The sequence below is a fragment of the Mariprofundus sp. KV genome, assembly GCF_013387475.1.
In the GTDB taxonomy this organism is placed as follows: Bacteria; Pseudomonadota; Zetaproteobacteria; order Mariprofundales; family Mariprofundaceae; genus Mariprofundus.
This window is the reverse complement of sequence record NZ_VWNB01000022.1, coordinates 1-1,312: the sequence shown is the minus strand read 5'-3', so window position 1 is coordinate 1,312 and position 1,312 is coordinate 1. Positions and strand designations below refer to the sequence as shown.

Genomic DNA, 1,312 nt, shown 5'->3' with positions numbered 1-1,312 from the left:
GGTTCATCGCGGAAGTCCGGGAAAAGCTGCTTTGATTTTGAGAAAGAAGTATTCGTTATCACGGTATCCGTATGCCATTCGCTTTATGACTTTGATGCGATTGTTCATCCCCTCCAGCACACTGGTATTAAGATGGTGGCTGGCGCTTGAAATGATGCCATTGATGTATGGCTTGAGTCGTTTGGCAAAGCGTATGAGAGGTTCAAGTGCGCTATCCAATGCCTGTTGATACCACTGAACCCAACGTTGTTGTGCTACCTTTTCTGTTGGCGCGTACCAGAGTGATTTAAGTTGCTCCTTCATCAGGCAGACAATGAGCAAAGGCTGATTGGCGGCAAGCAGTTCTTTCAACCTGACATCCTGATGATCCGACAGGTTTTCCCGGTTTCTCAGCAATAGCCATCGACTGCGCTTGATGATGTTTCGTGCAGGTTTATCTTCTCTTAGCTTGTTGGCCTGATCCACCCGCACGCGATCGATCACCTCACGGCCAAACTTGGCAACCACATGAAACAGGTCGTAAACGACACTGGCGTTGAGACAGTGTTTTTGCACTTCCAGATCCATGGCTGTATTCATATCCATAGCTACCGCCCTGATCCTTTTGCAGTGCTTGCCGAGCCAGGTAAAGAAGGGGCGGATATCCTTGCGTGAGCGCCCCTCACCAACCCACAACACTTGCCGGTTCTCCGCATTGATAACTACGGTGGCATAACGATGCCCTTTGAACAGGGCGAACTCATCCATGACCAGATAGCGAAGGGATGATAGATCGGGAGGCAGCAAAGTGCGTGAGAGCCTCGCTTTATCAATTTGCTTGAGCGTATGCCAGTGCAGTCCGGTTAGCCCGGCCACATGTTTGAGTGGCATCAACTGGAGCAACACTTCCAGGTGGGAGCGAAGGCGTTCGGTGATGCGGGAATGGAGTACAAGCCAGTCCAGTTTCTCTCGGCTTACGCCACAATCACCACAGCGAACCCGGCGCACAGGAACTTCCAGCCAAACTCGACACTCGAATAGATCACAGTCTCGAACACGCCTCAAGCTGGTGTCATGAATATCAGGGCAATCTGCGCCACATTGATGACAACGGGCCATAACTGAGGGATCAGAAGTAAGATGGATTAATAGCGAGGATGGAGAGAGTTGAGTCGTCGAAGTCGGTAAAAAACCTTTCCAGCCCCATAGGGTAACTTTAGCATCGTTCATGGTCGCGGTGTCCTTTGGTCAGTTGCTTGGTGGTACAAACAATCTAACCGGGGACACCGCCCACTTTAAACTCTATTTCCCGCTAATCCGCGATGAACCAAAA

The 1,312-nt window shown here is 50.5% G+C and carries 1 protein-coding gene; it reads right to left on the bottom strand.

The window, feature by feature from the left end; all coding sequences use genetic code 11:
* Nucleotides 1-3: 3 nt before the first annotated feature.
* Nucleotides 4-1,209, bottom strand: coding sequence for an ISL3 family transposase (locus F3F93_RS12320; RefSeq protein WP_194335065.1), 1,206 nt, complete (start codon nt 1,207-1,209; stop codon nt 4-6).
* Nucleotides 1,210-1,312: the final 103 nt, after the last annotated feature.

Coding starts and splice junctions, on each gene's coding strand:
- F3F93_RS12320 (WP_194335065.1), bottom strand. CDS start 1,209: ATGAACGATGCTAAAGTTACCCTATGGGGCTGGAAAGGTTTTTTACCG.